19 protein-coding genes and 1 pseudogene are annotated in these 21,986 nt (G+C 72.3%); 11 read left to right on the forward strand and 9 right to left on the reverse strand.

From position 1 onward, the window contains the following. Positions 1-189: 189 nt before the first annotated feature. Both ABZ725_RS13895 and xylB read right to left on the reverse strand, forming a co-directional pair. Positions 190-1,428 carry an ROK family transcriptional regulator gene (locus tag ABZ725_RS13895; protein WP_358802902.1) on the reverse strand — a complete coding sequence of 413 codons (1,239 nt, stop codon included), beginning with the start codon at positions 1,426-1,428 and terminating at the stop codon, positions 190-192. Positions 1,429-1,450: 22 nt separating this feature from the next. After that, on the reverse strand, positions 1,451-2,896 hold the full coding sequence (gene xylB / locus ABZ725_RS13900) for a xylulokinase (RefSeq protein WP_351902885.1): 1,446 nt from the start codon (positions 2,894-2,896) through the stop codon (positions 1,451-1,453). Between the two features lie 140 nt (positions 2,897-3,036). On the opposite strand from xylB, the gene xylA reads away from it, so the two are divergent. Together xylA and ABZ725_RS13910 are read left to right on the forward strand one after the other, a co-directional pair. Further along, positions 3,037-4,203, forward strand: coding sequence for a xylose isomerase (xylA, locus tag ABZ725_RS13905; protein WP_351902888.1), 1,167 nt, complete (start codon positions 3,037-3,039; stop codon positions 4,201-4,203). A gap of 175 nt (positions 4,204-4,378) precedes the next feature. Further along, positions 4,379-4,834 carry a hypothetical protein gene (locus ABZ725_RS13910; RefSeq protein WP_351902891.1) on the forward strand — a complete coding sequence of 152 codons (456 nt, stop codon included), beginning with the start codon at positions 4,379-4,381 and terminating at the stop codon, positions 4,832-4,834. Between the two features lie 61 nt (positions 4,835-4,895). Here ABZ725_RS13910 and ABZ725_RS13915 read toward each other — a convergent pair whose 3' ends face one another. From ABZ725_RS13915 to ABZ725_RS13925, 3 genes are all read right to left on the reverse strand, one after another. After that, positions 4,896-6,239 carry an esterase-like activity of phytase family protein gene (locus ABZ725_RS13915; RefSeq protein ID WP_358802903.1) on the reverse strand — a complete coding sequence of 448 codons (1,344 nt, stop codon included), beginning with the start codon at positions 6,237-6,239 and terminating at the stop codon, positions 4,896-4,898. 170 nt (positions 6,240-6,409) lie between these two features. Next, positions 6,410-7,753, reverse strand: a complete 1,344-nt coding sequence (locus ABZ725_RS13920) for an SWF or SNF family helicase (protein ID WP_358802904.1) — start codon at positions 7,751-7,753, stop codon at positions 6,410-6,412. Further along, positions 7,750-10,659, reverse strand: coding sequence for a DEAD/DEAH box helicase (locus tag ABZ725_RS13925; RefSeq protein WP_358802905.1), 2,910 nt, complete (start codon positions 10,657-10,659; stop codon positions 7,750-7,752). Before ABZ725_RS13925 ends, ABZ725_RS13920 begins: the two co-directional genes overlap by 4 nt. 267 nt (positions 10,660-10,926) lie before the next feature. Between ABZ725_RS13925 and ABZ725_RS13930 the strand changes: the two genes are divergently transcribed. After that, on the forward strand, positions 10,927-11,109 hold the full coding sequence (locus tag ABZ725_RS13930) for a hypothetical protein (RefSeq protein ID WP_358802906.1): 183 nt from the start codon (positions 10,927-10,929) through the stop codon (positions 11,107-11,109). Between the two features lie 78 nt (positions 11,110-11,187). Here the strand turns inward: ABZ725_RS13930 and ABZ725_RS13935 are convergent, their stop codons facing one another. Together ABZ725_RS13935 and ABZ725_RS13940 are read right to left on the reverse strand one after the other, a co-directional pair. Continuing rightward, positions 11,188-12,132: a hypothetical protein gene (locus ABZ725_RS13935; protein ID WP_358802907.1), complete on the reverse strand. Its 945-nt coding sequence runs from the start codon at positions 12,130-12,132 to the stop codon at positions 11,188-11,190. Between the two features lie 139 nt (positions 12,133-12,271). After that, entirely contained in the window at positions 12,272-12,601 is a 330-nt protein-coding gene (locus ABZ725_RS13940; protein ID WP_358802908.1) for a hypothetical protein, read from the reverse strand. Between the two features lie 98 nt (positions 12,602-12,699). Between ABZ725_RS13940 and ABZ725_RS13945 the strand changes: the two genes are divergently transcribed. After that, complete coding sequence (locus ABZ725_RS13945; RefSeq protein WP_358802909.1) at positions 12,700-13,584, forward strand: oxygenase MpaB family protein; 885 nt, start codon at positions 12,700-12,702, stop codon at positions 13,582-13,584. A 138-nt stretch (positions 13,585-13,722) separates the two neighbouring features. Here the strand turns inward: ABZ725_RS13945 and ABZ725_RS13950 are convergent, their stop codons facing one another. Further along, positions 13,723-14,322 (reverse strand): class I SAM-dependent methyltransferase, encoded by a 600-nt coding sequence (locus tag ABZ725_RS13950; RefSeq protein WP_358802910.1) that lies wholly within the window; start codon positions 14,320-14,322, stop codon positions 13,723-13,725. A gap of 152 nt (positions 14,323-14,474) precedes the next feature. Here ABZ725_RS13950 and ABZ725_RS13955 point away from each other — a divergent pair, with 152 nt between their 5' ends. The 7 genes and pseudogenes from ABZ725_RS13955 to ABZ725_RS13985 form a co-directional block, all read left to right on the forward strand. Next, entirely contained in the window at positions 14,475-15,269 is a 795-nt protein-coding gene (locus tag ABZ725_RS13955) for an MHYT domain-containing protein (RefSeq protein WP_351902918.1), read from the forward strand. Between the two features lie 65 nt (positions 15,270-15,334). Then, entirely contained in the window at positions 15,335-17,947 is a 2,613-nt protein-coding gene (locus ABZ725_RS13960; protein WP_358802911.1) for a nitrate- and nitrite sensing domain-containing protein, read from the forward strand. Then, positions 17,944-18,381 (forward strand): roadblock/LC7 domain-containing protein, encoded by a 438-nt coding sequence (locus ABZ725_RS13965; protein WP_358802912.1) that lies wholly within the window; start codon positions 17,944-17,946, stop codon positions 18,379-18,381. Before ABZ725_RS13960 ends, ABZ725_RS13965 begins: the two co-directional genes overlap by 4 nt. A 22-nt stretch (positions 18,382-18,403) precedes the next feature. Then, the gene (locus ABZ725_RS13970) at positions 18,404-18,814 is read left to right on the forward strand and encodes a DUF742 domain-containing protein (protein WP_358802913.1); all 411 of its coding nucleotides are present in this window, start codon (positions 18,404-18,406) and stop codon (positions 18,812-18,814) included. A gap of 66 nt (positions 18,815-18,880) precedes the next feature. Then, positions 18,881-19,486, forward strand: coding sequence for an ATP/GTP-binding protein (locus ABZ725_RS13975; RefSeq protein WP_358802914.1), 606 nt, complete (start codon positions 18,881-18,883; stop codon positions 19,484-19,486). 147 nt (positions 19,487-19,633) lie between these two features. Beyond that, positions 19,634-20,047 carry a roadblock/LC7 domain-containing protein gene (locus ABZ725_RS13980; protein ID WP_358802915.1) on the forward strand — a complete coding sequence of 138 codons (414 nt, stop codon included), beginning with the start codon at positions 19,634-19,636 and terminating at the stop codon, positions 20,045-20,047. Between the two features lie 139 nt (positions 20,048-20,186). Then, positions 20,187-20,573, forward strand: a pseudogene (locus ABZ725_RS13985) (DUF6397 family protein); the annotation flags it as partial. Between the two features lie 3 nt (positions 20,574-20,576). On the opposite strand, the gene ABZ725_RS13990 reads toward ABZ725_RS13985, so the two are convergent. Continuing rightward, the gene (locus tag ABZ725_RS13990) at positions 20,577-21,986 is read right to left on the reverse strand and encodes a tyrosine-type recombinase/integrase (protein WP_358802916.1); all 1,410 of its coding nucleotides are present in this window, start codon (positions 21,984-21,986) and stop codon (positions 20,577-20,579) included.

The raw sequence follows: 21,986 nt of genomic DNA on the forward strand, positions 1-21,986 counted from the left end.
GCTGCCGCTGCCGCTGCCGCTGCCGCTGCCGCTGCCGCTGCCGCTGCCGCTGCCGCTGCCGCTGCCGCTGCCGCTGCCGCTGCCGCTGCCGCTGCCAGTGCCAGTGCCAGTGCGAGTTGCAAAGACTGCCAGTGCTTGCGCCTCAGCGGACACCGGCAGGATGCGCGACCCCTGCACGGCCCGAGCCGTTCAGGCCCGTTCCGCCCCCGCCACACCCACCGCACCCGCCGCTCCCACCGCCGCCGGATCGTCCAGCACGGCCCGCACCACCGAGTGCGCGGCCCCCAGCAACGGTCCCTCGGGGCCCAGCCGCGAGACGGACACGGGGCAGGCGGGGCCCGCCGTACGCCGGGAGAGTTCGGTCTCGAGGGACGGCAGCAGCCACGGCGCGAGTGCGGCCAGGGCGCCGCCCAGCACGACGCCCTCCGGATCCAGCAGATTGAGCGCCCCGGTCAGGGCGATCCCCAGGGCTGTTCCCGCTTCGTGCAGAGCGTGCCGTACGTCGGGATCGCCGTCCGCGGCGCGCCCCGCCAGGAGTCCGACGCGATCCTCGCCCGGTTCCAGCCCGGCTGCCCGCAGCACCGCCTCCTCGCCGGCGTACTGCTCCAGACAACCCCGTCCGCCGCACACGCACTCCGGCCCGTCCGGGTGGACCGGCACATGGCCCAGCTCGCCGGCGAAGCCGCGGGTGCCGCGCAGCAGGTTGCCGTCCATGACCAGGGCGGCGCCGATGCCGATCTCCGCCGACACGTGGAGGAAGTTCCCCGGGGTGTCCGCGCCGAGCCATAGTTCGGCCAGTCCGCCGAAATTGGCCTCGTTGTCCACGGTCAGCGGGAACTCGTCGGGCAACAGCGCGCCGAGGTCGACGTCCTGCCAGTCGAGGTTCGGCGCGCGGACGACCGTACGGGCGTCCCGGGCGACCAGGCCGGGGACCGCCACGGCGAGCCCGGCCGGCCACAGCCCTTCGCGCTCCGCCTCGGCGACGATCCGGCGTACGAGCGCGGTCAGCTCCTCGACCACCGGCTCGGGGGAGCGGCCGCGGTTAGTGCCGTGCCGCACGGCACGCGCGCGTACCTCGCCGCGCAGGTCGACGGCGCAGACCGCAAGATGATCGACGCCGATCTCGGCGCCTATGCCCGACGGGCCGCGCCCGCTGACCGCCAGCGCCGAACCGGGCCGCCCGACCCGGCCGGGTCGCTCGGGGCCCAGCTCCTCGAGCAGTCCGGTGCGTATGAGTTCGTCGACGAGCGTCGAGACCGCCGCGCGGGTCAGGCCGATGCGTGAGGCGACCGCCGCCCGCGAGAGCTGGCCCTCGGCGCTGACGGCGTGCATCACCCGGGCCAGGTTGCGGCGGCGCATGCCCTGCTGGGTGTCGGGCAGTGCGCGCCCCGGGCCGGCCGGCCGGGCTTCGTGCAGCGGTGCGGTCATGCCTCCGTCGATTCGTCGATGCTCAGTGGGCGTCCGCGCTCCGTTCCAGCAGCGGGGCCGCGTCGGAGAGTACCCCGGCGATCCTGGCCAGGGTCGTGTCGTCCCGCTCGACGGCGTCGAGCACCGGACCCCGCGCGGTGTTCCAGCGGCGGGCGACGGCGGCCGGGTCCTCGCCGGTCAGCAGGCCCGCCGCCTGCGCCGCGGCGCCCAGCGCGACGAGCTCCTTGGCCTCGGGCACCTGCACCGGCCGCCCGGACAGCCGGCGCACGGTCTGCTGCCAGGCCGTGCCCCGGGCGCCCCCGCCGATCAGCAGGAGCGGCGCCGAGCGGTCCGCGTCCTCGTCGAGGACCAGGTCGAGCGCGCCCAGCAGCGAGTGCACGGCGCCGTCGTAGGCGGCCTGCAGCAGCTGACCGGCGGTGGTGTCGTGGCGCAGGCCGTGCAGCAGGCCGGAGGCGTTCGGCAGGTTCGGGGTGCGCTCGCCGTCCAGGTAGGGCAGCAGCGTGAGGTGCGCGGTGGGTTCCACCGCCTCGCGGTCCAGGCCGAGCAGGGCGGCGACGCGGTCGACGGCGAGCGTGCAGTTCAGGGTGCAGGCCAGGGGCAGCCAGTCGCCGTGGGCGTCGGCGAAGCCGGCCACGGTGCCGGTGGGGTCGGTGGGGCGGTGCTTCGCCACCGCGTACACCGTGCCCGAGGTGCCGAGGCTCAGCACGGGCGTGCCGGGGCGCAGCCCGAGGCCGAGCGCCGCCGCGGCGTTGTCACCGGTGCCCGGCGCGACCAGCGTCCCCTTGGCGAAGGGCAGGTCGTGGCTGTCGCGCACGGTGCCCGCCACCTCGCCGGGCCGTACCACGCGCGGGAGCAACGCGGGGTCCAGCCCCACATGGGCGAGGATCTCCTGGTCGTACGACTCGGTCCCGGACGCCCACCAGCCGGTGCCGGAGACATCGCCGCGGTCGGTGGTGCCCTCGCCGGTGAGGCGCTCGGTGAGGTAGTCGTGGGGGAGGCGCACGGCCTTGGTCGCGCGCAGAGCCTCCGGCTCGTTCTCCGCCAGCCAGGCCCACTTCGTGACCGTGAAGGACGCCGCCGGAACGGATCCGGTGCGCTCCGCCCAGAACTTCGCGCCGCCGAGCTCCTCGGTCAGCCGACGGGCCTGCGGGGCCGAGCGGACGTCGTTCCACAGCAGCGCCGGACGCACCGGCTCGCCGCGCTCGTCCAGCGTCACGAGCCCGTGCTGCTGCCCGCCGATCGACACCGCGGCAGCCTCGCGCGCCGCGTCACCGCACTGGTGCAGCGCCTCGCGCAGCGCGTCCCACCACTGGCGCGGGTCGCTCTCGCGGCCGGCCCCGGAGGACACGGTGTGCGGTGCCTGGCCGCTTGCGACGACCTCGCCGGTGGCCGCGTCGACGACCAGGACCTTGGTGGACTGGGTGGACGTGTCCACGCCGACGACGAGCGGACCCTCGGCTGCTGACATCGGGCTCTCCCTCAAGTTTTTCCGCGGCTCTGCGGGATCTGTCTTCCCAGAGATGCTTCCGCATACTAATTTGTAAACGGCCATGACGAAATAGTCAGCAGGACAGTCAGCAAGACAGACTTCAAGCAAGGAGCCGCGGCATGAGCTACCAGCCCACCCCCGATGACAGGTTCACCTTCGGCCTGTGGACCGTCGGCTGGCAGGGACGGGACCCGTTCGGCGACGCCACGCGGCGTGCCCTGGACCCGGTCGAGACGGTGCAGCGCCTGGCCGAGCTGGGCGCCTACGGCGTCACCTTCCACGACGACGACCTGATCCCCTTCGGGTCCTCGGACAGCGAGCGCGAGGAGCACATCAAGCGCTTCCGTGCAGCCCTGGACACCACCGGCATGACCGTGCCCATGGCCACCACCAACCTCTTCACGCACCCCGTCTTCAAGGACGGCGCGTTCACCGCGAACGACCGCGACGTGCGCCGTTACGCCCTGCGCAAGACGATCCGCAACATCGATCTGGCCGTCGAGCTCGGCGCGAAGATCTACGTCGCCTGGGGCGGCCGTGAGGGCGCGGAGTCGGGTGCCGCCAAGGACGTGCGCGTGGCTCTCGACCGCATGAAGGAGGCCTTCGACCTCCTCGGCGAGTACGTGACCTCCCAGGGCTACGACCTGAAGTTCGCGATCGAGCCCAAGCCGAACGAGCCGCGCGGCGACATCCTGCTGCCCACCGTCGGCCACGCCCTGGCCTTCATCGAGCGCCTGGAGCGCCCGGAGATGTACGGCGTCAACCCCGAGGTCGGCCACGAGCAGATGGCCGGGCTGAACTTCCCGCACGGCATCGCCCAGGCGCTGTGGGCGGGCAAGCTCTTCCACATCGACCTCAACGGCCAGTCCGGCATCAAGTACGACCAGGACCTGCGCTTCGGAGCCGGCGACCTCCGTTCCGCGTTCTGGCTGGTCGACCTGTTGGAGAGCGCCGGTTACGCGGGCCCGAAGCACTTCGACTTCAAGCCGCCGCGCACCGAGGACCTCGACGGCGTGTGGGCGTCGGCCGCGGGCTGCATGCGCAACTACCTGATCCTCAAGGAGCGCGCCGCCGCGTTCCGCAACGACCCGGAGGTCCAGGAGGCCCTGCGCGCCTCCCGCCTGGACGAGCTCGCCCAGGCCACCGCCGCCGACGGCCTGCAGGGCCTGCTCGCCGACCGCGGCGCCTTCGAGGACTTCGACGCGGAGGCGGCCGCCGCCCGGGGCATGGCGTTCGAGCGCCTCGACCAGCTCGCCATGGACCACCTGCTGGCCGCCCGGGGCTGAACCCGCGCACGCGTGTGTGCACCGATGAGCGTGCGCACACGCGTGGCGCAGAACGACCTCTGTTCGAGCGATCTCCGTACGGAGTGCGCCGGAACCATGCCGTCCATGCCATGGGTCGGTATCAACTTCCGTGCGGGGGTCGCGCTGTGAGCGGTCCACCGCGACGCTGGACCGTATGGCCATGCCGCCCGTACCGCCCCAGCCGCCCGGACCGCCGGGTGACACACCGCCTCCCGGCGGATTCGGACCGCCTCACTCCGGCTTCGGACACGACGACGGGACGGGAGGAGGGGGCGGTTGGTCGCCGCCTCCGCCGTCTCAGCCGCCGGGCGGCTCCGGACGGCGCCGGAACCCCCTCTTCGTCGTCCTCGCCCTGCTGGCCGTCGCCGGAGCCGTCCTCGTCGTCGTGCTGATGTCCTCGGGAGGCGACGACTCACCGGACGACGAGCCGACCGGCAGCAGCACGGGCTCCACTCCCGCCCCGTCCTTCAGCCTTCCGGTCGAACTGCCCAGCGGCCTGCCGACCGAGCTGCCGTCGCAGTTCCCCACCGAACTGCCGAGCGAACTGCCGACCGAGATTCCGAGCGAGCTCGAGTCGCTGCTGCCGTCCCTGAGCGAGTTGCTGCCCTAGTCTGCACACGCGCGCGTGGACCGCACATAACGGCCACGCGCGCGTGCCGAGGCGCCGACTCTCAGATGCCCCGCGGCAGCCGCACGTAGGTGACGGTCGTTTCTATGCCGCTGTCGACCAGCCGCCCCTGCGCGTCGAACGCCCCGGTGCCGTCCGTCATCCCGAAGTCGTTGTCGTTGACGAGCGCCAGCGTGTCGTCGTCCACGCGCGCGACGCCCTCGATCTTCCCGGGCACCCCGGCGACCTTGCCCAGGTCGACGACCAGCCGCTTGGACAGCACCGGAACTCCTGAGGCGGCGGGGTCGTCCAGCTGCTCCAGCGACGGCGTCGTCGCGTCGTCGTCCCAGCTGCTGCCCAGGATGTTCGCCGACCGGCTCAGCCGGACCAGCTGCAGCCGTGCGGCCTTGTCCGTGCGCTCCTCCACCAGCAGTCGGTCACCGCCCACGGAGACCACCGAGGAGATCTTGAGCTCGGAGGTGTCGTCCTCGCTCGGGTCGACCACGTCGACCGGGTCGAAGCGGTACGCGTACTCGGCGGTGACCGCCTTCTTCTTCGGCGAGAAACGCAGCAGTCGCGCGGTCCGCGAGCCCTCTCCCGCTGCCGTGTCCGGGAGCGACAGCGGGCTCTGCACCGCCAGCACGAGGTCGCCGCCCGGGAGTTGGGCGAGCCCCTCGAAGCCACGGTTGGTCTTCCGGTGCAGCAGGACCGCGGGCAGCGTCTCCACGACCGGGTAGTCCGTGCCGGTCAGCTTCAGCCCCTCGGGCACGTAACGCGTCAGAACCTTCCCGCGCGCGGAGACGTGCACCAGCGAAGGACCGTATTCGTCGACGAGCCAGAAACTCCCGTCCGCCGCCCGCACGAGGCCCTCGGTGTCCAGCCCGTTCGGGTTGTAGGACAGGGGCGTCCGGGCGTCGTACGAGTACGGCGCCTCATCGCGTCCCTCCTGGTTGGACAGCCCCGTCACGGGCTTCCCCGACGACGTGGTGACCGGGATCGCCTGCACCACCTTCACGGTGTCCCCGGACACCCGGATCCGCACGATGGCCGGGTCGAACCCCGGCACGGGGAACGTGCGGCGCTTGCTGCCGCCGACCTTGATCTGGCCGTTGGGTCCACGGTCGGTGACCGTCCAGAACTCGCCCTTGCGGCCCGTCGGATAGATGTCGCTGCCGATGCCGCCGAGGTCCACGCCCCGGTCGTCGGCCACCGTGCCGGGCAGCAGGGCGTTGCTGAACGCCCCGAGCGGGATGTCCCCGAGCGTCGCGGTCCGGGTGACATGTGCCGTGTGGGACGACGTGCCCGCCGCGGCTGGTCCGGCGGTGGCGAGCGCGGCCAGCACGGCGAGGGGTACGCCCGCCGCGACGGAACGGTGGACGCGGCGCCTGCCGGTGGCGTGCGGGGACATCGGGCCTCCTGAGGGGCGGTTCGGCAAGTTCGGTGACAGCGGCCAGAGTTGGCGCACGCACCGAACGGCATGCGGCCTGCGGGTGAACGCGGGGCGTCGGCCGTCCATCGGGCCGACGCCCGGTCCGGAGCGGGGTGTCGCTCCCGCTCCGGACCGGAGGTGGACCGAGCCTAGGAAAGCGCTTCCTCGCTGTCGGGTCGAGCCGCCGCCAAGGCCGTCGCCGGGTCGTGAGCCGCGTCCCCGGCCGCCGTCCAGCGGCCCCGCTCCTTGCGGTACGGCCACCAACGGCCGTCTTGCCCGAGGCGCAGCTGGCAGGCCGCTCCTTCGCCGACCACCGTCCACCGGTTCCCCCGCGCCCGCAGCACGGGCCGTTCGTCCTCCTCCCAGGCCGAGTCCAGTGCGGCACGCGCGCGTGCGAGCGCCTCGCCCGCTACGGTCCACTCCTCCTCGAGCACGGACAGCGCGGCCGCCCCTCCGAGCCGCCAGGCACGCACGGCCGCTGCCAGCTGCTCCCGGCTGCGCCCCGACCCGGCGGCAAGCCGGCCGACCACGTCCGCGGTGGGTCCATCCACTGCCTGCGGGCCTTCGAGAACGCCCGCCGCCAGCCGGACCGCGTCCTGGCCGAGCGTCAACGCGGTTGGGGCCGGAGCTGGGGGTGGGGGTGGGGGTGCGGCCTGGGGGGCACGCCGTCCGGCCCCCTCGCGGAGCGCCTCCGCCAGCAGCAGATGCGCCGCGACGGCCGTCCGGGCTGCCAGGATCTCCAGCGCCGCCGGTTCCACCCCCGACGGCGGCGGCGCATCCGTGTCCAACGAGGGCGGGACGCCCGGTTCCTCCGGGAGCTCGGGCACGGCGGGCAGCGGAGGCAGGATGCTCCCGGCCGCGTACGCCTGCGCCGCGTCCACCCCTTCGGACCGGGTCGGCTCGGATTCGGCCCGAGCAGCCGTGCCCCGCGTCTGGAGGGCGTCCAGCAGGGCCTGTTCGGCGCGCCCCCGAAGCAGCAGCAGGACGAACGGATCCTGGTCGAGCAACCTCGCCACCTGGTAGCAGACCGCCGCCGTGTGACCGCACTGGTCCCACGCGCCGCAGTCGCACTCCGCCTCCAGGTCTCCGAGCCCGGGGAGCAGGTCGACGCCGGCCGCCTCGGCGTCCTCGACCAGGTGGGGCGGCATCTCGCGGTCGAGCAGCGCGGCCACGTGTCCGGCCCGCTCGACCGCCAGGTCCAGGAACCGGTCCCACTGCGCGTCCGAAAGCCGGTCGAGCAGCACGTCGGCCCGGTGCGACGTGCGATCGTGATCCTGGACGACGGCCGTGACGCGCCCCGGCCGCACCGACACCGCGCCCACGGCGCCCGCGCGCGCGAGTCGGCGGCCCGTCCTCACCTGCTCCCCGTCCAACGCGCCGTCCTCCAACGCGGCCAGCCACGCCCGACCCCACCACGTCTGCGCGAATCCCTTTCCGTGCGCGGGAGGCAACGCGGCGAAGGTGCGTTCCTCGGTGCTGTCGTGCCGGTTCATCGCAGCTCCACCAGGTCGGCCAGCTCGGCGTCCGTCAGTTCCGTGAGCGCCGTCTCGCCGGCCCCGAGAACGGCGTCGGCGAGGTCCTGTTTGCGGCGCAGCATGTCGGCGATGCGGTCCTCGATCGTGCCCTCGGCGATCAGCCGGTGCACCTGCACCGGCCGGGTCTGACCGATGCGGTACGCCCGGTCCGTGGCCTGCGCCTCGACGGCCGGGTTCCACCAGCGGTCGTAGTGCACGACATGCTCCGCGCGCGTGAGGTTGAGGCCGGTGCCGGCCGCGCGGAGCGACAGCAGGAACACCGGGACCTCACCGTCCTGGAAGCGCTGGACCATGGCCTCGCGCTCGGCGACGGGCGTGCCGCCGTGCAGGAACTGAGTGGGCACGCCTCGTGCTGCCAGATGCTGTTCGAGGAGACGCGCCAAGCGCACGTACTGCGTGAAGATCAGCACGCTCGCCCCCTCGGAGAGGAGAGTGTCGAGCAGCTCGTCCAGGAGCTCCAATTTCCCGGAGCGTCCGGCCGTCGTGGGCTGTTCCTCCTTCAGGTACTGCGCCGGATGGTTGCAGATCTGTTTGAGGCCGGTCAGCAGCTTCACGATCAGCCCGCGTCGCGCCATGTCGTCGGCCTCGGCGATCGCCGCGAGCGTCTCGCGCACCACGGCCTCGTACAGGCCCGCCTGCTCCAGGGTGAGGGAGACGGGACGATCGGTCTCGGTCTTGGGCGGCAGCTCGGGGGCGATCCCCGGGTCCGACTTGCGGCGGCGCAGCAGGAACGGTCCCACCAGCCTGGCCAGTCGCTCCGCCGCCGCCGGATCCCCGCCGGCCTCGACGGCGCGCGCGTACCGCGTACGAAAGGCCCCGAGCCGGCCCAGCAGGCCCGGCGTCGTCCAGTCCAGGATCGCCCACAGCTCCGACAGATTGTTCTCCACCGGGGTACCCGTGAGCGCCACACGCGCGCGTGAGCCGATGGTGCGCAGCGCCCGCGCGGTCGCCGAGTACGGGTTCTTCACATGCTGCGCCTCGTCCGCCACGACCAGACCCCATGGCTCCTCGCCCAACCGACCCGCGTCCAGCCGCAGTGTGCCGTAGGTGGTGAGCACGACCTCCCCGTCGGCCAGGGCCTCCAGGTCACGTCGTGGCCCGTGGAAGCGGCGCACCGGCGTGCCCGGCGCGAACCTCTCGATCTCCCGCTGCCAGTTGCCCATCAGGGACGTCGGACAGACCACCAGGGTGGGTCCCGCCGTCTCGGCGTCGGTCTGGCGGTGCAGGTGCAGGGCGATCAACGTGATCGTCTTGCCGAGCCCCATGTCGTCCGCCAGACAGCAGCCCAGTCCGAGGGCCGTGCTCCGGGCCAGCCAGTCCAGGCCGCGCCGTTGGTAGTCCCGCAGTGTCGCGTCGAGCGCGGCGGGTTGCTCGATCGGCTCCTGCGCCTCAGGCCGCGTCAGACGCTCCCGCAGGGCCGCCAGCCAGCCGGTGGGCTGTACGTCGACCCTGCGGCCGTCCACCTCGGTCGAGCCCGTCAGAGCCGCGCCCAGCGCGTCCACGGGCGTCATCTTGCGGTCCTGCTGAATGCGGGCACGGCGCAGTTCCCGGGGGTCGATCAGGACCCACTGGTCGCGCAGCCGCACCAGGGGCCGGTTGGCCTCGGCCAGACGGTCCAGTTCCTCGCGGGTCAGTTGCTGGTCGCCCAGCCCGAACCACCAGGTGAAGGTCACCAGCGCGTCCGCCGACAGGAACGACGGTGTGTCCGATCCGGTGCGATCCGGCCCCGTTCCGTGCTCCGGCGGCCCGACGACCGCGCGGGCCGTGAGCGTGCGGGCCAACTCCCTCGGCCAGTGCACCTCCACCCCCGCGCCGGCCAGTGCTCGCGAACCCTCCCCCAGCAGCTCGGTGATCTCCTCGTCGAGGAGATCGACGGCGTCCGGGACGGCGGCCGACAGCAGGGGGGTGAGCGCGGGCCAGGCGCGGGCCGCACGGCGCAGCGCGAGCAGGGCGTCCATCCGCGCGCGCGGGCCGAACCTCTCGATCGCGGCGCCGGACCCGCCCCAGATCTCGGTGGCGTCCGCGACCAGCGCGGGATCGCTCACACTGTGCACCTGCGGCACGGCCCGGAACCGGGGCGCCGGTCGCCCGGCGGCAGCGGAACCGATCCCGCCGCCGGGCGCGTCGCTGCCGGTCCGGTCGGCCCAGGAGCCGTCGACGTCGATCCCGGACAGGTCGATGCCCGAGATCTCGATCCGCAGCGAGATCCGTACGCCGGCGTCGTGGCCCGCGGCGACGTCAGCCGTCCATGCGCGCAGCTCCGGCGCACGCAGCGGCGGGTGGGCCGCGTAGGCAGGTCCGCCCGTCACGAGCGCCGCGGCGGGCGTACGGGGCAGTGCGTCCGCGACGGCGTCCAGGAAGGCGCGCAGCAGCCGCTCGGGATCGGTCAGGCGCAGCGGCGAGCTCTCGTCCACCGGTACGGCGTGCGCCTCGGGTGGCATCGAGGCGGCCAGCCTGCGCACCTGCTCGACGTCGTCCGGACCCAGCGGGCCGACCCGCCAGGCGTCGTGGTCGTCCGGGGAGAGGCCGGGCAGCAGCAGGCCACGGGCGACGCACCGCAGGGCCAGCAGGGCGGCCGCACCCCAGAAGGCGGTGGCCCGGTGTGCCTCCGGAGCGACACGCGCGCGTGTGAGGACGGGAAGCGCGTCCAACACGGGCAACAGCAGGGCCGGCACGCGCGCGAGGGCCACCCCGCCTCGGGCCGGCCGGACGACGGACAGATCCTGCACGGACGCCGACGGGACGACGGGAGGTGCGTCGCCTTCGGGGTGCCAGAAGGCAACGGTGCCGGTACGGGCCGGGGTGCCGGGCACGAACACGGCACTGAAAGAGGCCAGCTCAGAGATCTCGGTCGATGTTTCCACGGGGAACCTCGGCGCGGCGATGAACCTTCTCCTCAAACTTGACTACTGGAGGCGGAGTCGCCGAGGGTACAACACTTCGCCGGGGAACGCGCACCACCTCTGGGAGAGGCTTCGGCGGGCTTCGCCCGAGAACTTGACGCGAGGGGTTCTCAGGGGCGTCTCGGGGGTGTAGCTCAGGGAGGTCTCAGGGTCGGGTCCGGAACCGCGGGCGGCGTGGAGCCGTTTTCATGGCAGAGAGCGGCAATGGCCGCGAAGGAGGCGACGCACATGTCGAAGAACGCGAAGATCGCCGCAGGAGGTGTGGCGGCAGGGCTCCTCCTGCTGATCTGGCTGCCCTGGTGGGCGGCCTTCTTGATCATGGTGGGGGTGCCGGTGGCGGCCTACCTCACGCTGGATCCGTCTCAACGGCGCAGGCTGCGCCGTGCCACCCGCAAGGAGCTCGGCCGGTGAGCGACGGGGACCGAGCCTCGGTCCCCGTCGTCCGGCCGCCCGAGCCGACGTGGTCGGCGCGGTAGGGCCTCAACCGGCTCAGAGCGGCCGTACCGCCATCTTGTCGAGCGCCTCCAGGAGTCCGGGCAGTTCGGGACCGCGGCCGACCGGCAGCACCTCGCCCGGCTCATCGTCGAGCAGGACGAACGCGATGTCGTCGGTCCTGGCCACCAGCGACCAGCCGGGGCCGTCGGCGCGCAGGGTACGCGCATCACCGGGAGCGAAGGAGGAGCGCACACGGCCGAGCGGAGGCGGGGTGTCCACATAGGCCCGCACCTCCGCCAGGACGCGTCGGATACCGCGGTGGCCCTTCGGCGCGCCCTTCTCGACCCCAACGACGCCATCGACCTCGTCGGCGTCGTCGGCCTTCCTGGACCCGCCGTCGCCCTTCCCGGAGCCGTCGGCGGCCTGCTCGGCCCCGTCGCCCCGGTTCTCCTCGTCCGTGCCCGAGTCCGACCCGGCGGCCGGCTGCGGGGGAGCGAACTCCGTGTCGTCGATCTGCTCCCGCCACAGGGCCCACTGGAGCGCGATCTCGTCGGCCCCCAGCCGCCGCTGCGCCGGGCCCCAGGTGCTCGTGTCCGGAGGGCACAGCGCGGGGCTGTCGGTCACCTCGGGGGCGGGATCGTGCGGCGCGGGCACGCCCGGAGCCGCGACGGCGACCGCCAGCGGCCAGCCCGGCAGCGCGGCGACAACCGTCCGCTCGCCGGGCGACAGGTCGTACTCCATGCCGCAGTCCCACGACGCGATGGCGACGGCCACCAGTGACACGTCGTCGATGACGACGGTCCATCGCGCGCCTTCGCCGTCCTGGCCCAGCACCAGGCCGTACCCGTCGGCGAGCGGCGCGAGGCCGAGCGCCGCACAGGCCTCCGGGTAGTCGTCGCCCAGCGCGCTCGGGAACTTCGCCGGCGTCAGCAACACCGCCGTGAGCACATAGAGCGCATCGTCCGCGGCGGCGACGGCGTCCTCGTCCGTCCCTGCCATCCCAGCCTCCCCATCGGTTCGTCCACCGGCGCGCACCCTAGTGCGGCGGGAAGGCGCTTGTCACGACTCCCCTACACAGCCGGAGCTGCAGTTTTCCGCCCGGACGGGGCGAATCGACCACCTCCGACCGTGGGACAGGTCACCCCGCAGGCAGTCCGAGCAGCGCACGGGCCACCGCCCGCGGCGACTCGTCGCGCTCCCGCGCGAGCGCGATGACGGCGCGACAGGCCAGTTCGTTGACCCCGAAGGACAGTGCCTCCGGCGACACCCAGCCCGCCGCTTCGTCGATTCTGTCCTGGTCGTCCTCGGCACAGGCCGAGACGTACGCGGCGGCCGCCTCGAACAGGTTGGGCGTGCGCTTCCCGGCGGCACGCGACGCCCCGTCCGGACGTCGTTCCCCGTCCGCACGCGACCGCGCACGCCCCGCGTCGCGGAATCTCCCGTAGGCCTCGCGGATCCTGCCGAACATGCCGACCGCCTTCCCCCTGCGCTGTTGTGCAACTGATCGTTCATCTCCTGCTGTTCAACCTAGAGTTGGAGTCACGGCGGCAGAAGGGGGACGCAGCGGTGAAGCGCTTCGAGCGGCTCGAGCAGATCCGGCGGATGGACCCGTACGAGGACGCGTTGGAGATCTACCGGCTCACGTCGGCGTACGAGTTCCCGTGGGACTTCACCCGCGCCTTGGAACTGGCCCTGTACCGCACGTACGCGGTACCGGGCATCGGGCGTCTGCTCGCGCAGACGGCGGAGCTCACGGACCGCGCACAGAAGCGCTACGACGACACCGTGCTCCTGCTCGACGCCGTCGTCGAGCACGGCTTCGACAGCGAACAGGGGCGTACCGCAGTCCGACGCATGAACGAGATGCACCGCAGTTACGACATCGGCAACGACGACATGCGGTACGTGCTGTGCACCTTCGTCGTGATGCCCAAGCGGTGGATCGACGCCTACGGGTGGCGCAGGCTGTCCCGCCACGAGATCGTCGCCTGCACCGAGTACTACCGTGCCCTGGGGCGCCGCATGGGCATCAAGGACATCCCCGGGACCTACGAGGAGTTCGAGACCTGCCTCGACGCCTACGAAGAGGTCCACTTCGCCTGGGACGAGGATGCGCGACGGGTTTCGGACGCCACCCTCGCCCTGATGGCCTCCTGGTATCCGAAGCCGCTGGCACCCGTCCTGCGCAGCGCCACGCTCGCCCTGCTCGACGAACCGCTCCTCAAGGCCTTCCGGTACACCCCGCCGGGCCCCGTCACCCGCACGTTGGTGCGTGGAGCGGTACGCGCGCGTGGACGCGCGGTGCGGCTGCTGCCGCCGCGCCGGGCGCCCCACCACGCGCGACAGAACTGGGAGATCAAGGGCTACCCGAACGGCTACCGGCTCGCCGAACTGGGCACCCGCCCGGTGCCCGGCGCAGGCGGCTGCCCCGTACGGCGCGCGGACGGGTGAGCCGTCGGGTGATCAGCCGCCCAGGGATCCGAACGTCACGTGTCCGACCCCCGCCGTGACGCGTCATGTTCGACCGTCCCGACGCGTTCGTGCGGGCGGTCGCCGGAGAGGCGCGCTTCATGACGCCGTCGACGAGCCTCAGCCCTCTCGGACGGCCAGGGCCAGGAAACGGGCGTCCTCGTCTGCGTAGGACGTCATACGCCACCCCGAACCGGCCAGCAGCGGGCGGAGGTTGGGCTCCGCCCGCTGGTCCTCCGGCGTGATCTGCCGGCCCTGGCGGGCCGCGAGCGCCGCCCTGCCGATCGGATGGAACAGCGCCAGCGTGCCGCCGGGGCGCACCACCCGCGCCAGTTCCCGCAGGTTCTCCGCCGGGTGCGGCAGATGGGCGATGAGGCCCGCTGCGAACACGGCGTCCAGCGATTCCGAGCGCAGCGGGAGCGCGGCGACGTCGGCGACCACCAGCCGCCCGTCGCGGTCGCGTCCCGCCCGTACGGCGGCCTCCAGCATGGCCGGGGTCAGATCGGCTCCCACGACCACTCCCGAGCGTCCCACGGCGGCCCGCAGCGGCGTCAGGGCGCGTCCTGTGCCGCAGCCCGCGTCCAGGACGCGGTCCCCTTCGCGCAGACCGAGTTCGCCGACCGCGGAGGCGTAGGCGGGGCCGTCGTCGGGGAACCGGCGGTCCCAGTCCGCGGCGCGCGCGGTGAAGAACTCCTGAACGTGTGTGTGGTCGTCGCTCATGCTCCGCATGATCCCTCACCGGCACGGATGATGCCCCGGCGCGCATGTTCGAGCGTGACCCGATCGTTCCGGCGCACTTCTGCGCCACTTTCCAACACCTTTCGAAATGCGCCCCCTTTGTGCTCCCGTGCCCCGGCTAGCGTCCCGTGGCCATGGGACACCTGGACCACGCAGCCTTCGGCTGGCTGACCCCCGCGCTGTCGTACGTGATGGCCTGTATCGGCGCCGCCCTCGGGCTGCGCTGCACCGTGCGCGCGCTCGGCGCCACCGGACGCTCGCGCCGCAACTGGCTGATCACCGCGGCCTCGGCGATCGGCACCGGCATCTGGACCATGCACTTCGTGGCCATGCTCGGCTTCGGCGTCAGCGGAACCGACATCCGCTACGACGTTCCGCTGACCGTGCTCAGCCTGCTCGTCGCCATGATCGTCGTCTGCGCCGGCGTCTTCGCCGTCGGCTACAGCCGCGAACGCACGCGCGCGTTGCTGATCGGCGGGCTCACCACCGGCCTCGGCGTGGCGAGCATGCACTACCTGGGCATGGCCGCGGTCCGGCTGCACGGTGACGTGACCTACGACCCGGTGCGCGTCGCACTCTCCGTCCTGATCGCGGTCGTCGCGGCGACCGCCGCCCTCTGGGCGGCCCTCAACATCAAGTCGCCGATCGCGGTCACCCTCGCCTCCCTCGTCATGGGGGCGGCGGTGAGCAGCATGCACTACACCGGGATGTTCGCGGTGAGCGTCCATGTCACGCCTTCCGGCGACGCGCTGCCCGGGGCCACGGCGATGCAGTTCATCTTCCCCCTCGCCGTCGGCCTCGGGTCCTACCTCTTCCTGACCTCGGCCTTCGTCGCACTGTCGCCCACCACGGGAGAGCGCGAGGCGTCCGCCTCGGCACAGCAACCGGTGGAGAGCCGCGTCGGCCGACAACAGGCCCGGACCGTCTGACGACACCGGCGGGACGGGAAGTCCCCCGTACCACTTCCGACGTACCACTTCCGAGCGAGGAGGCCATGCGTACACCCCGTAGGACCCCGACGGCAGGCGCCGACGCGCCGCCCCCCACGCGTGGGCGCCGCGCCCACGCCGGACCCCCCGCCGACGAGGGGCCGGACGAGCAGGCGGACGCCTCGGCGGACGCGATACCCCCGCGCGCGGAACGCCTGCGGCTCCGGCCGCGCACCGTGCGCGCCAAGATCGTCTGTCTGCTGATGGTGCCCGTTGTCTCCCTGCTGGCACTGTGGGCGTACGCCACCGTCACCACCGCGCAGGACGTCTCCCGGCTCCGCCAGCTGCAGCGCGTGGACTCCCAGGTCCGTGCCCCCGTCGCGGCCGCGGTGGCCGCCCTGCAGACCGAGCGGGCGGCCGCCGTCCGGTACGCCACCCATCCCGCCCCCGGGCAGGACGGCGACCTGAGGGCGCTCGCCGAACGCACGGACCGCGCGGTGGCCGCACTGCGGCTCGGCGACGACAGCACCGTCGCCGACGGCCAGGACCTGCCCACAGGAGTCGCCCAGCGGCTCGAGACATTCGTGTCCGGGGCCGAAGGCCTCCTCTCGCTGCGGACCGCGGTGCTCGACGGCAGCGCCGGCTGGGAGGAGACGTACGGCCGGTACACGAGCACGATCTCGGCGGCCTTCTCGGTCGGCGGAGCCCTCTCCGGCATCCAGGACGCCGAACTCGGCTCGGACGCGCGCGTGCTGCTCGAGTTCTCCCGCGCGGGAGAAGCGCTGGCCCAGGAGGACGTCGTGCTCGCCGGCGCACGCCTGGCCGGGGGCCTCGGCGGAGAGCGCCTGCGGCTGTTCACCGGCGCGGTCGACACACGTCGGGCCCTGACCGAGTCGGCCGTCGCGGACCTGCGCGGCCCCGAACGCACCGCCTGGCAGCGACTTGCCGCCGGCAGCGCCTACGCAGCCCTGTACGCCGCCGAGGACAAGGTGCTCGCAGGCCGGGCGGGCGCGAAGGCGATCGCGGCTGCTCCGGCGAGCACATGGGACAAGGCCCACACGCGCGTGCAGAACGGGATGCGGACCATCGAGGCGGACGCCGGACACGGTGTCGCCGACCGAGCCGACCCGCTCACCCGAGGTCTGCTCACCACGGCCGGCGCGGCGGTCCTGCTGGGCCTGGCCGCCGTCGTCGCCTCCCTCGTCATCTCCGTGCGCATCGGCCGCGGACTCGTCGTCGAACTGGTCAGCCTGCGCAACAGCGCCCTGGAGATCGCCAGGCGCAAACTCCCGGAAGCCATGCGGAAACTGCGCGCCGGGGAGGAGATCGACGTCCGCGCCGAGGCCCCGCCCGGACCTCCCTCGGACGACGAGACCGGCCAGGTCGCCGAGGCCTTGGGCACCGTGCACCGCGCCGCGCTGCGGGCCGCCGTGGAGCGGGCCGAGCTCGCCAGCGGCATCTCCGGGGTGTTCGTCAACCTCGCCCGCCGCAGCCAGGTCCTCGTCCACCGCCAGTTGAGCCTCCTGGACAGCATGGAACGCCGCTCCGACGACCCGAACGAGCTGAGCGACCTCTTCCGGCTCGACCACCTCACCACGCGTATGCGACGCCATGCGGAGAGCTTGATCATCCTCTCCGGGGCGGCGCCCGGCCGGGCCTGGCGGATGCCGGTCTCCCTCACCAACGTGATCCGCGCGGCGGTCTCCGAGGTCGAGGACTATGCGCGCGTGGAGGTGCGCCAACTTCCGGAGGCGGCCGTCATCGGCACCGCCGTCGCCGACCTCACCCACCTGCTCGCCGAACTCGTCGAGAACGCCGCCCAGTTCTCACCCCCGCACACGCGTGTGCGGGTCACCGGCGAACCCGTCGGCAACGGATACGCCGTCGAGGTCGAGGACCGAGGCCTCGGCATGGGCAAGGAGACTCTGACCGAGGCCAACCGGCGCATCGCGCAGTCCGAGGCCCTCGACCTGTTCGACAGCGACCGACTCGGTCTGTTCGTGGTCAGCAGGCTCGCCGCCCGCCACGGCATCAAGGTGCACCTGCGGACCTCGCCCTACGGCGGCACCACAGCGGTCGTCCTGCTGCCGACCGCCCTGCTGCACAGCGCGAAGCCGGAACGTTCCGTCCGTGAGACGGCGGAGATCCAGCAGCAGTCTTCGGAACGCGAGTACGCGCGCGTGCCCGCAGTCGACCGGAACACCCACGCTCGCAACACCGACGGTCGCAGTGCCGCTGACCGCCATGTCCCCGACCGGAATGCCCCCGACCGATACGCCGCCGACCGGCGCCAGGAGGCCGTCCCCGCCGCCGCCGACCGCCCCGCGCTGGTGGCGCCCGTCCGAGCCGCCGCCGAACCCGTGGCGGCCGACCCCCCGCCACCCGGAGTGACCGCCTTGCGCCTGCACCGCCCCCCGGACGACTCCGAAGGATCGGACGACCTTCCGCGCCGGGTACGACAGGCCAGTCTCGCCCCTCAGCTGCGCCACCGACTCTCCGAGGAGCCGGCCAAGGCGAGCTCCCCGCGCGGGGACGAAGGGCGTACCCCCGAGGTCGTACGAGACCGGATGGCCGCCTACCGGGCCGGCTGGGCCCGGGGCGGCGGCAGACAGTCCGGCCGCCGAGCCACCCCGGATCCCGCACCGGGCAGTGAGAGCAGTGAAGGAGACCCCGCATGATCCAGGACCCGAGCACGAGGCCGGCCCAGCGGTCCGGCGAACTCGACTGGCTGCTGGACGACTTGGTGATGCGCGTGAGCGAGGTGCGGCACGCCGTGGTGCTGTCCAACGACGGCCTGGCCGTCGGCGCGTCGAGTGACCTCAGACGGGAGGACGCCGAACACCTCGCCGCCGTCGCCTCCGGCTTCCACAGCCTCGCCAAGGGCGCGGGCCGGCACTTCGGCGTCGGTGGTGTCCGCCAGACCATGGTGGAGATGGACGAAGGCTTCCTCTTCGTGGCCGCAGCGGGCGACGGCTCCTGTCTGGCCGTCCTCACCGCGGTGACCGCCGACATCGGCCTGGTCGCGTACGAGATGGCGCGGCTGGTCAAGCGGGTCGGGGAACACCTCTACACACCGACCCGCCTCGCCGCGCGGCCGCCTGTCACCGGATGACGCGAGAGAGCGGCCCGCGCAGATGACCGAGGACATGACCAGCGCCCCGCGTGAGCTGGGCAGCCAGTGGTACGACAGCGAGGCCGGCCCGCTCGTCCGCCCCTACGCCATGACGGGCGGACGCACGAAACCCGGCCCCACCGGAGTGCGCTTCGACCTGATCGCCCTGGTCACCCTGGACCCGGGCGCGCCCGGCACGGACGGCATGGCCATCGGGCCGGAACACCGCACCCTCATCGACCTGTGCTGCACGGAGACGCAGTCCGTCGCCGAACTCTCGGCGGGCTCGGACCTTCCCGTGGGCGTGGTCAGGGTGCTCCTCGGAGACCTGCTGGAACTCGGCTGCGTCACCGTCAGCCGTCCGGTCCCGCCCGCGCAGTTGCCCGACGAACGGATTCTGCGCGAAGTGATCGAGGGGCTGCGAGCGCTGTAGATGAACGTTCAGACCCGACTTGTGCATGCCTTCTGCCGTTGCCGACACGACCGAGAGAAGTGATCCATGGTCTCCGAGCACTCCGACGCCACGGGCGGGGAGACGGCCCCCCTGGCGTTGAAGATTCTGGTCGCCGGCGGGTTCGGCGTGGGCAAGACCACCATGGTGGGCGCGGTCAGCGAGATCAAGCCGCTGCGCACCGAGGAACTGCTCAGCGAGGCCGGTCAGTCGGTCGACGACACCGACGGCGTGGACCAGAAGGTCACGACGACCGTCGCGATGGACTTCGGCCGCATCACCATCCGCTCCGGTCTCTCCCTCTACCTGTTCGGAACCCCGGGCCAGGACCGCTTCTGGTTCCTGTGGGACGAGTTGTCACAGGGAGCCCTGGGCGCGGTGGTCCTGGCCGACACCAGACGCCTCGAGGACTGCTTTCCCGCGGTCGACTACTTCGAGCATCGCCACATCCCGTTCGTGGTGGCGGTCAACTGCTTCGCGGGCACGCGGACATACGGCGCTCAGGACGTCTCGCGCGCCCTCGACCTCGACGGGGGCACCCCTGTCGTCCTGTGCGACGCCCGTGACCGCGACTCGGGGAAGGAAGTGCTGATCCGGCTGGTCGAGTACGCCGGGCGGATGCACACCGCCCGGCTGCTCGACTCCGTGAGCTGACGTCGCCGTCGGCGGCCCGCTCAGGTCGTCCTCCACGCCATGCCGCCGTCCTCCTTGCTCCGGCGGCAGGGACTGGGGAAGGCTTGCGGTCAGATTCTCCGGCGAGGTGGAGGATCACACGGGGAATCGTCACACGGGGAGTGGGACATGGCGCAGAACCAGGGGCTGGGCTGGCTGTTGGACGATCTGACCGAGCGAGTCGACCACGTGCGGCACGCGTTGGTCCTGTCCAACGACGGGCTGGTGGCGGGCGCGAGCACGGGACTGGGCAGGGAGGACGCGGAGCACCTCGCCGCCGTCTCGTCCGGGCTGCACAGCCTGGCCAAGGGATCCGGCCGGCACTTCGGCGCGGGCCAAGTGCGCCAGACGATGATCGAGTTCGACGACGCCGTACTCTTCGTCACCGCCGCGGGCACCGGCAGTTGTCTGTGCGTGCTCAGCGGGGCCGAAGCCGACATGGGCCTCATCGCCTACGAGATGACCCTGCTGGTCAATCGGGTCGGCGAACACCTCACCGTGGACCCCCGACATCCTGAGCGTACTCCCCTGACAGAGCTCTGACCTGCAATTTTGTTCTTCTCCGTGGAGTTATCCACAGGCTTGCCACGAGATCGGCGATTCCGGCTACGGTTTTTTCCGAGGCCACCGCGGACAGCGCGGGCCTGCTTCACTCCACTTCACTCCACGGGGGAGTTCGACCATGTCCGGCAACACCGTCACGCCGTCCCATGCCGTTTCCTGCACGCCGAGCCGAGCGGCGCGGGAACTCGATCTGAAACGAAGCGAGTTCGACCTCGCCGTGCACCTCGGACGCATCAGGACCGTGCCCGACGAAGGAGGAGGGGGCCGCCGGGTGGTCCGGGCGGAGATCGACCGGCTGCGTTCGGAACCCGGCTTCCCCGAGGCACTGCGCGAGCGCGTGCTGGTCGTGGGCACCGGCGAAGGCGCCGCCATCCTGGAGGTGCCCCCCACCCGGTTCACCCGCCTCGCACGTCTGGGACTGGTCGTGCCCGTCAAGTTCTACCTCAACCGGTACCGGGCCGTCGTCTGGCTGTATCTCGCCGACGAGCTACGGCAGTTCGCCTCCGACTCATGCCGCAGATTCCTGCAGCTCAGAGACGCTTTCAGTGCCTCTGGCGTCCGGTAGTCCTGCCGTGTCCTCGGGGGGTGAACCCGCTTCCGGGGCGTCGCAAATCGTGTCTTGGGGAGCGTCTGGGGAGGACGCCGAAGAATCCAGAGCTTGGGAGAACCAGGCGTCCATCGCCTGCCGGCCCCGGCCGTCCGCATCGGGCAGGAAGTGTCCGTACACCCGAAGCGTGATCGCGGCGTCCGCGTGGCCGAGCCACTTCGAGACTGCCACGGGATTCTCCCTGGAGTCCAGCTGCACGCTCGCGAAAGTGTGCCGCAGACAGTGGAAGCCGTGCTCGTGCGCCGCCATGTAGACCAGGCGGAATCCGCGCCCCGTCTTCCGTCGCACCTTCTTCGGCTCGGGGATGACCCCGGCCGCGGCGAGCGCCCGCTTCCAGTAGTTCTCGTTCCACATGTTGGCGCGCACCGCACCGTCGTTGCTGTTGACGATCAGGAGCCGGTGCGTCTGCGGCGCCCGCTCTTTCGCCTCGAGCTTCGTCTTCGGCGGCCGGGGGTCCTTCCACGGCAGCGTCACCGGCTGCGGGGGATAGGCCGCCATATGCGCGGCGAGGCGAGCGGCGAGGTGGTCCGGCATGGGAACGGAGCGGGTCTTGTTGCCCTTCGGCAGGGAGAAGACCAGCTTCCCCTCGACGTTGCGGACCTGCCGCCGGACATGGATCACGCGGCCTTCCATGTCGAGGTCGCCCTCGGCCAGTGCAAGCGCCTCGCCCTGGCGCAGCCCCGCGCCGGAGCCGATGTCGACGAGGATCCGGTACGCGGCGGGCAAGCCGGCCTGAACGGCTGCCACACGGGCGCGCCTCCAGGCGCGCGCCTTGGTGGGCGGCTTCACCGGAGCCTTGATGGTTCGCGCGCGGCACGGGTTCTTCAGGATGCGCTCGTCGTCCACCGCGCAGTCCAGGATGTTGTTCAGGTACCCCCAGACGACGACCGCGGTGCCCGGCGAGATGACGCCCTCCAGCTCCTTGAGCCACAGGCGCAACGTGTCGACCTTGATCTGACGCAGCGACAGGCTGCCCAGGAATGGCAGGATCTGGTTGCGCACCCGGCGGCTGACGGTCTCCAGGGTCGCCGGATCGCCCGTGCGTGACGCCCACCAGTGCTTGTCGATGTACTCGCGCAGCAGCATGTTGCCGTCGCGCGGGTCGATGAACTCGCCCCTGTTGCTGTCGGCCATGGCCTTCGCAAGCCAGGCGTCGGCCGCGCCCTTCTGCTTGTCGGGGAACGACCGGGCGCGGACGCCCGGAATACCGGCGACCTTGTAGCGCTTCCCCTTGCCGTAGCGCTCTGTGGGGATGGTGCGCTTGCCGTCCGGCCCCTTTTTCAACCACCGGTCTTCTACGTAGCCCGCCAT

The sequence above is a fragment of the Streptomyces sp. NPDC006872 genome, from assembly GCF_040635845.1.
GTDB lineage: Bacteria > Actinomycetota > Actinomycetes > Streptomycetales > Streptomycetaceae > Streptomyces.

Bases quoted from the DNA above. Each gene is read 5' to 3' on its own strand.
- ABZ725_RS13950 (WP_358802910.1), bottom strand. From the start codon at position 14,322: ATGAGCGACGACCACACACACGTTCAGGAGTTCTTCACCGCGCGCGCC.
- ABZ725_RS13975 (WP_358802914.1), top strand. From the start codon at position 18,881: ATGGTCTCCGAGCACTCCGACGCCACGGGCGGGGAGACGGCCCCCCTG.
- ABZ725_RS13895 (WP_358802902.1), bottom strand. From the start codon at position 1,428: ATGACCGCACCGCTGCACGAAGCCCGGCCGGCCGGCCCGGGGCGCGCA.
- ABZ725_RS13955 (WP_351902918.1), top strand. From the start codon at position 14,475: ATGGGACACCTGGACCACGCAGCCTTCGGCTGGCTGACCCCCGCGCTG.
- xylA (WP_351902888.1), top strand. From the start codon at position 3,037: ATGAGCTACCAGCCCACCCCCGATGACAGGTTCACCTTCGGCCTGTGG.
- ABZ725_RS13990 (WP_358802916.1), bottom strand. From the start codon at position 21,986: ATGGCGGGCTACGTAGAAGACCGGTGGTTGAAAAAGGGGCCGGACGGC.
- ABZ725_RS13960 (WP_358802911.1), top strand. From the start codon at position 15,335: ATGCGTACACCCCGTAGGACCCCGACGGCAGGCGCCGACGCGCCGCCC.
- xylB (WP_351902885.1), bottom strand. From the start codon at position 2,896: ATGTCAGCAGCCGAGGGTCCGCTCGTCGTCGGCGTGGACACGTCCACC.
- ABZ725_RS13935 (WP_358802907.1), bottom strand. From the start codon at position 12,132: ATGGCAGGGACGGACGAGGACGCCGTCGCCGCCGCGGACGATGCGCTC.
- ABZ725_RS13940 (WP_358802908.1), bottom strand. From the start codon at position 12,601: ATGTTCGGCAGGATCCGCGAGGCCTACGGGAGATTCCGCGACGCGGGG.
- ABZ725_RS13965 (WP_358802912.1), top strand. From the start codon at position 17,944: ATGATCCAGGACCCGAGCACGAGGCCGGCCCAGCGGTCCGGCGAACTC.
- ABZ725_RS13970 (WP_358802913.1), top strand. From the start codon at position 18,404: ATGACCGAGGACATGACCAGCGCCCCGCGTGAGCTGGGCAGCCAGTGG.
- ABZ725_RS13980 (WP_358802915.1), top strand. From the start codon at position 19,634: ATGGCGCAGAACCAGGGGCTGGGCTGGCTGTTGGACGATCTGACCGAG.
- ABZ725_RS13915 (WP_358802903.1), bottom strand. From the start codon at position 6,239: ATGTCCCCGCACGCCACCGGCAGGCGCCGCGTCCACCGTTCCGTCGCG.
- ABZ725_RS13920 (WP_358802904.1), bottom strand. From the start codon at position 7,753: ATGAACCGGCACGACAGCACCGAGGAACGCACCTTCGCCGCGTTGCCT.
- ABZ725_RS13930 (WP_358802906.1), top strand. From the start codon at position 10,927: ATGTCGAAGAACGCGAAGATCGCCGCAGGAGGTGTGGCGGCAGGGCTC.
- ABZ725_RS13910 (WP_351902891.1), top strand. From the start codon at position 4,379: ATGGCCATGCCGCCCGTACCGCCCCAGCCGCCCGGACCGCCGGGTGAC.